The organism is Synechococcus sp. H60.1 (assembly GCF_047462335.1).
Classification (GTDB): Bacteria; Cyanobacteriota; Cyanobacteriia; order Thermostichales; family Thermostichaceae; genus Thermostichus.
The window spans coordinates 1-5,825 of record NZ_JANSJA010000213.1 but is presented as its reverse complement, the minus strand read 5'-3'; the positions used below and the strand labels follow the sequence as shown (position 1 = coordinate 5,825).

The window sequence follows — 5,825 nt, the reverse complement described above, 5'->3', positions numbered from 1 at the left end:
GGTTCCGGCCCAACCTGCTGAAGAAAGTAAGCAGAACCTTGGGGCTTTGCCTCAAGGAACGGGGGAGGGGCGGTTTGACAACGCCTTTACGCGTCGGTTTGTGGACTGCGAGTTGGCAGGAGTGTTAACGCTTGCTTCCTTCGAGCCGAGAAGATTTGGGGATTCCCTCTACGAAGCCGCAAAACATTGCTTCATCTCCTGCAGCACCTGGGCATCCTGGGAGGCAGTTCTAGCGCCTGCTTGGGCAGCCCAGCACTTGAGACTTTCGATCTGGTCGCGGGCAATGGAGGCCAGGGGCACAGTTTCGCGGATGGCCTGCAGGATGTCTTCCTGGGTAAAGTCTCGCCGAGCGCCGCTGCCGCTGCCCCCAAAGGCGTTGTACATAGCATCTACAATGGCCTGCTCAATCTCAGCGCCACTGAAGTTCTGGGCAGCCGCTGCCAAGGCATCGAGGTCAAACTCCCGCAGGCGGCTGGGGCGCAACCGCTGCAGGTGTACCCGGAAGATCTCCTTGCGCTCGGCTTCGGTGGGCAGGTTGAGGAAGAAGATCTCGTCAAAGCGGCCCTTGCGCAACAGCTCCGGCGGCAGCAAAGGCACGTTATTGGCTGTGGCCACGATGAAGACCGGGCTGGTTTTCTCCTGCATCCAGGTAATCAGGCTGCCAAACACCCGGCGGCTGGTGCCCGAATCCCCGTCGGCGCCGCTGGTGATGTTGCCAAAGGCCTTGTCAATTTCGTCAATCCAGAGCACACAGGGGGCCATGGCCTCCGCCAGTTGGATCATCTGCCGCACGCGGCTTTCCGATTCGCCAACAATGCCGGCAAATAGGCGCCCGGCATCCAATCTCAGCAGGGGCAGACGCCACTCATTGGCGATGGTCTTGGCCGAGAGAGACTTGCCGGTGCCCTGGATCCCCACCAGCAGCACCCCCTTGGGGTTGGGCAGGCCGTAGCGCCGCGCCTCTTCGGTAAAGGCTTCCTGGCGCACCCGCACCCAAGCTTTGAGGTTGTCCAGCCCGCCCACGCTTTTCAGGGTCTCGCGGGCGGTGAAAAACTCCAGGATGCCCGTCTGGCGGATGGCCTGCTTTTTCTCCTCCAACACCAGGTCAATATCGGCCTCGTTCACCTCCTGCTTAGCGGCCAAGGCGCGGGCCAAGACGCGGCGGATGCGCTCGCGGCTCAGCCCCTGACAGGCCTTGACCAGTTGCTCGCGACCTAGAGGGCTGAGCTTGAGTTTTTCCGGGGCCACGTAGAGCTGGATGAGGCGGTTGATCTCCTCGCTGTTGGGCAGGGGAATGTCGACAACAGTGATCTCCTCGGCTAAGTCGCTGGGCACTTCCAGAGTGTGGCTGAGCAGGATCAGCGTCTTGCGGGTGCGCTTGAGCTCGCGGCTGAGGTTCTTCAGCTCCCGCAGGATGGGGGCATTTTTGTCGCTGCTGGCGTTGCGCAGCACAAAGTGCAGATCCCGCAGCACAAACAGGGTGTCTTCCTGGGGAGCCGAGCGCCACACCCGCCCTAGGGCGGCCATGATGGAGCCACGGTCTTCGCCAGTATCCTGCCAGCCCCGCACCAAATCCCAAAACAGCAGCCGCCGCGGCGGATCGGTTCTCTTGGCTACTTGCACGAGCACGGCGTCCGCCGGCTCCTCTTCGGGGGAAACCAGGTAGATCAGGGGGTAGCGGGCCCGGATCATCAGATCCAGCTCCCGCATCAGTTCCCCTTGCACTTCGGTGGCAATCCCGCTCAAGCCGGGATCCCCGCTGCCTTGCCGATTGCGATCGGGGAGCTCTTTGAGATCTTTTGCGGCTTCTGCCATCGATGAGAAAACAGTGGGGTTCTCCTTACCAGGATAGAGCAGGGATCCCTTGCAGCTCCGCCAGCATGGCGCGGGCAGTCTGGGTGGGATCCGCCGCCTCCATCAGGGCCCGCACCACAGCTACGCGGCTGGCGCCTGCCTGGCGCACCTCGGCCAGGTTGTGGAGATCGATGCCGCCGATGGCAAACCAGGGCAGATGGGCCTTCTCAGCGGCTAGGCGCACGTACTCCAGACCAGCAGGGGGTTTTTCTGCTTTGGTGGGAGTGGCATAGACAGGGCCGACGCCGATATAGTCCACGCCACTATTGAGGGCTTGGGCCAGCTCTTCAGCGTTGGTGGTGGAGAGGCCAATAAGACGCTGGGATCCCAGCAGCTGCCGGGCTTGGGCAACCGGCAGATCTGTCTGGCCTAGGTGCACGCCGTCCGCCTGGCTGACCAAAGCCAAGTCCACCCGGTCGTTAACAATCATCAACGCCTGATAGCGGTCGCACAGCTGCCGCAGCTGTTTGAGATCCCAGAGCATCTCCCTATCGGGGAGGTTCTTGCGGCGGTACTGTACCAAGGTTACCCCCCCCCGCAGCGCCTTCTCCACCACCTCCAGCCAGTTGGGCACTGGGCTAGTGACTAGGTAGAGGCGAGCTGCCAAAAGCCGCCGGCGCAGGGATCCCTCCAGCAGCTCGCTTTCTAGAACGTAGAGGCGGTAGCGCATCTCTTTGGCCAGCTTGGCCAGCCCTGGGGCCAACCAGTGGTGGGATTCAGCCAGCTTGCCGTATTCTTCCACCACCCGCAGCGCCTCCTGGACGCGGCTGCAATTGGCCTGCAACACGTGGCCAAGATCCCGCCGCTCCTCTTCCTGGGGATGGGAGATCTGGGTGCCCGGGTCGGCAGCGGTGTCGCGGGCCAACCGCAGCGGGTCGCTGTGCCAACGAGCTAGGGCCTGGCGCATGGCCTTGCATTCGCCAGCCAGCTCGCCGTTTTCTAGGCCAAAGCGAAACCACTCCTCCAGCACCCGTAATCCCTCACGAGCTCGGTCGAGGTTGGCATCCAGGATACGGGCGACGGCCTGCGGTTTCATGTCCCCTGCGTGTGGGAGTTTTAATCTTTTTTTACTGTAAGTTGAAACGGTTTTTCTGGCCCCTGCCCTAGCCTTTGTCCGCAAAGGAAGCAGGCTGGTGCCAAAGGGCGTTGAGGAAAGCCTGCTGCGGCGTGTGTCCCCAGGCAAACTCGCGGGGGCCGATCCCTTCCGGCAGGTAGGCCCAAGCGTAGCACTCGCAGGCAGGAAAGTAGCGGATCTCCCACCAGGGCTGGCCGGCGGCCACATCCTTCACCGCCCGCCAAAAATGCCCTCGCTGACGGGTAAGACGGGTCTCGACGAAGTAAGGGCCTTCCAGGTGCAAAGCTTCCACCGCTGCAATAAACTCAGCTCGTTGTCGCTCATTGCGGATCATCACCCTGGCTTCCCCTCGCAGGTTGGCTCTATTTTAAGGGGAGATTTTGGGTAGGCTACGAAGTTCTGCTCGTTTAGCTCGAATAGAGGCGGCAACACTTCAGAGTTGAACCCCCATCCTCTAGCCAATGAATCCACAGAATTTGTCGCGGGTGCTGTGCCTGAGCAATGGCCACGGGGAAGATGAGGTAGGTAGTCGCATCGCCCTGGCCCTGACTGGCCTGGGGATCTCGGTGCAAGCCCTGCCGATTGTGGGGGAAGGCACCGCCTATTGCCGCCGCGGCATCCCGCTGCTGCCCCTGACCCAGGTGATGCCTTCGGGGGGATTTATCTATCAAGATTGGCGGCAGTTGTGGCGGGATCTGCGTGCTGGCTTGCTGGGCCTGACCGGGCGGCAATTGGCTTTGGTTCGCCAGGCGGCGGCTCAAGTGGAGCTGGTGCTGGCGGTGGGGGACATTGTGCCTTTGTTAATGGCCTGGTGGAGCGGCAGCCCCTACGTCTTTGTGGGCACAGCCAAGTCGGACTATTATTGGCGGGACGAACAAGGGCCCTACCGCCGCGCTTGGCTGAGACAGCCGGTTTCCGATTATCTGCCCTGGGAACGCTGGCTCATGGCCCGTAGGCGCTGTCGCGGCTCCTTCTTGCGAGATGAGCTGACGGCCACCGCTCTGCAAAAGCGGGGCCTCCGGGCTTTCTACCTGGGCAACCCGATGATGGATGACTTGGAGCCGCGGGGAGAATTGCCTTTGGATCCCGACCGGCCTGCGGTGCTGCTGCTGCCGGGATCCCGCCCGCCAGAGGCTTACCGCAACTGGGCCTTGATGATGCAGGTGGTCGAGCAACTGCCGCCGGAAATCCAAGTTTACGCCGCCCTCAGCCCCAACCTGGAGCGGGCACCTCTTCAGGAGAAGATCCCCTCTTGGCGCCGCGACCTGCTCCTGGTGTGGGGAGATTTCGGCACCTGTGCCCACCGGGCCACGGCAGTGCTGGCCATGGCGGGGACGGCCACCGAACAATGTGTGGGCTTGGGGAAGCCGGTGGTCACCCTGCCGGGGGAGGGGCCGCAATTTACCCCCCGCTTTGCCGAAGCTCAAACCCGTCTCCTGGGATCCGCCGTCCACCTCACTTCACCCCAGCAGGCCCCTGCCGTGCTCTGCCAAATTCTAGACCGCCTGGCCAGCGATCCCGCTTACGCCGCCCAACTGCGGGCCCACGGGCAGCGGCGTATGGGATCCCCTGGCGCTGCTCAGCGCATTGCCGCCCAGATTAAAGCCTGGCTCTCCAACCCTGCTGGCTAAGCCCGCCCCACCCCCTCCATCAGGTTGTCCAGCTCTGCGTAGTCCGGCAGCGCCGTGTCGATGGGCTGGCCTTGGCGCAGCACCACCCGCTCGTGCTGAGGTCGGGAAAGGAGCTCGTCAAACCCCCGGCCCTTGAACAGCACCAAGTCTGCCGGCAGGCCCACCCCAATTTGTCCGGCCTCTACCAAGCTCATCCTACGGGCCGGGGTGGCAGTGATGGCCTGCGGCCAATCCCCGTAGGGGGTGTCCAGGTGCAGGATGCGGGTGGCCTCCCGAAACACTTCTAGGCCGTCGTGATCCCTGAAGCCGTGGAAAGGATCCCGGCAGTTGTCACTGGCTATCATCACCGGCACGCCCAAAGCCTTCAGCTCATGGAGCAGCGTTACCCCCCGCCAGCGGGGCGTGTGGCCGGGGCGGCGGTCTTGTAAATAGAGGTTACACATGGGCAGGCTGACCACGGCGATCCCCGCCTCTTTGACCAGGGCCATGGTCTGGTGGGCCACCTGCGGTGGCTGCACCGCCAAACTGCAGCAATGGCCGCACACCACCTGGCCGAAAAACTCATGGCGCAAGGTTGCTGCTGCCACGTGTCTCAACGTGAGGGATCCCGGATCCTCCGTCTCGTCGGTGTGGAAGTCGAGATCCAGCCCCCGCTCCTGGGCCAGGGCAAACACCCGCTCCAACTGCTCATCCAGCTCCGGCCCCATCGCCGCTACTCCACCTAGGATCCCGCCCAGCTCTGCCACCTTGTCCGCCAGCTTCTCCCCTGCCGGCGTGAGAAAGAAGTCCAAATGGGTCAACGTCACTGCCTGCAGCTCCAGTCTGCCCGCCCACTCTCGCCGCAACTGGGCAAACACCTCCCAACTCACCTGGGCGTGGGGGCCGTTGCAGACCAGGTGGGTGCGCACCGCCTGGGATCCATGGGCATAGCTGCAGCGCAGGCCAAAGTCGCAGCGGCGGTAGATATCCTGCCAAAGTTTTTCGTGCCTGCCGGCGTAGGCCCGCTCCATTTTGGCCCAGTCTTCCTGCTCGGCTCGGATTGCCCCGGCAAACGTGCCGTCGGGGTTGGGGGTGCGCGGCCACACGTGCCCCTTGTCCAGGTGGGTGTGGATATCGACAAAACAGGGCCACACCTGGCCCCGCCTCAGATCTACGCTCGCGATCCCCTGAGGTGGGATCCCATTGGCTGATTGGATGTGAGCAATTCTCCCCGCCTCTATTTCCAGATCCAGCAGCACCAGGCCCTCCCGGTTAGGCGCGGCCCC

The 5,825-nt window shown here is 63.1% G+C and carries 5 protein-coding genes; 1 reads left to right on the top strand and 4 read right to left on the bottom strand.

Features of this window, described 5'->3' with window-relative positions:
* Positions 1-168: 168 nt before the first annotated feature.
* From NW852_RS10700 to NW852_RS10690, 3 genes are all read right to left on the bottom strand, one after another.
* Positions 169-1,710 carry an AAA family ATPase gene (locus NW852_RS10700; RefSeq protein ID WP_414366604.1) on the bottom strand — a complete coding sequence of 514 codons (1,542 nt, stop codon included), beginning with the start codon at positions 1,708-1,710 and terminating at the stop codon, positions 169-171.
* Between the two features lie 130 nt (positions 1,711-1,840).
* Positions 1,841-2,890: a thiamine phosphate synthase gene (locus NW852_RS10695; protein WP_414371546.1), complete on the bottom strand. Its 1,050-nt coding sequence runs from the start codon at positions 2,888-2,890 to the stop codon at positions 1,841-1,843.
* 67 nt (positions 2,891-2,957) lie between these two features.
* The gene (locus NW852_RS10690; RefSeq protein ID WP_414366606.1) at positions 2,958-3,263 is read right to left on the bottom strand and encodes a hypothetical protein; all 306 of its coding nucleotides are present in this window, start codon (positions 3,261-3,263) and stop codon (positions 2,958-2,960) included.
* A gap of 127 nt (positions 3,264-3,390) precedes the next feature.
* Between NW852_RS10690 and NW852_RS10685 the strand changes: the two genes are divergently transcribed.
* On the top strand, positions 3,391-4,560 hold the full coding sequence (locus NW852_RS10685; RefSeq protein ID WP_414366601.1) for a lipid-A-disaccharide synthase-related protein: 1,170 nt from the start codon (positions 3,391-3,393) through the stop codon (positions 4,558-4,560).
* Here the strand turns inward: NW852_RS10685 and NW852_RS10680 are convergent.
* Positions 4,557-5,825, bottom strand: a 1,269-nt coding sequence (locus tag NW852_RS10680; protein ID WP_414426726.1) for a cytosine deaminase, incomplete at its 5' end; no start/stop codon positions are given. The two genes, NW852_RS10685 and NW852_RS10680, sit on opposite strands and share 4 nt — an antisense overlap.

Bases quoted from the DNA above. Each gene is read 5' to 3' on its own strand.
- NW852_RS10700 (WP_414366604.1), bottom strand. From the start codon at position 1,710: ATGCGGGAGCTGGATCTGATGATCCGGGCCCGCTACCCCCTGATCTAC.
- NW852_RS10695 (WP_414371546.1), bottom strand. From the start codon at position 2,890: ATGAAACCGCAGGCCGTCGCCCGTATCCTGGATGCCAACCTCGACCGA.
- NW852_RS10690 (WP_414366606.1), bottom strand. From the start codon at position 3,263: ATGATCCGCAATGAGCGACAACGAGCTGAGTTTATTGCAGCGGTGGAA.
- NW852_RS10685 (WP_414366601.1), top strand. From the start codon at position 3,391: ATGAATCCACAGAATTTGTCGCGGGTGCTGTGCCTGAGCAATGGCCAC.